Here is a 756-nt window from a genome sequence, read left to right as displayed (position 1 = left end):
TAGATGATTGCAGAATTGAAAATTAGAAAATGTGGATAACTTTTGAAAATTTACTTAAAAATCTAGAAAAAAAGAGTACGACAAAAAGCCTTTTGATAAAAAGGCATGCGTAGCATGTAGTTTGATATTTGATTGTGGATATGTTGATTAAGCAGCTATTTTAAGAAGTCTATTTATGCTTCTAATATATTCAGGGTTATTTATGGCGTAAGCCAGTATTACATTTATGAGCTTAGAAATAGCAGTTAAGTATAGGTCAGAACGCATAGTAGTGGTATTTATTGTTCTTGGGCGTTCAATGCATGGATTGCATTTAAAAGAAGCTATAGATCTTTCAATACCTGCACGAATAGAGTATGTTTCATCCCATTCAGAAGAGTTCCTTTGAACACCAGGATAAAGTCTAAAATCTTTATCAGGATAAACATATGTCATTCGACCACTTTTTTTATCTGTACAGGGATTTTCGCATGTATTATAGCATTTTCCTTGTTTATCTCTACGAGATTTTGGGCATGTAAATTTAAATCTTAAGCTTCTGTTTTTACCTTTACAGGAACCTTCTGATTTAAAAGGTTCTTTAGTCAAAGGGCAAAGGGGAGTACCTCCAATATCATACTCTAAGTCTCCAATCTTATTATTAGATTGATTTCGAGAATTAAGAGGAATAAAGACTTTTTCAAATTCTAAATGTTTAAGTAAACCAAAGTTATCATAGCTATCAAATTCTGAATCACCTAAAAAAATTTTAAATTT

Annotated in this window: 1 pseudogene; it reads right to left on the bottom strand. The window is 30.8% G+C overall.

From position 1 onward, the window contains the following. Positions 1 to 147: 147 nt before the first annotated feature. Positions 148 to 756 (bottom strand): annotated as a pseudogene (locus tag HBE96_RS22210) (ISNCY family transposase); the annotation flags it as partial.

It is taken from the genome of Clostridium muellerianum, assembly GCF_012926525.1.
Lineage (GTDB): Bacteria > Bacillota > Clostridia > Clostridiales > Clostridiaceae > Clostridium_AM > Clostridium_AM muellerianum.
The sequence above is the reverse complement of the archived record's forward strand: the minus strand, read 5'-3'. Positions and strand labels throughout refer to the sequence as shown.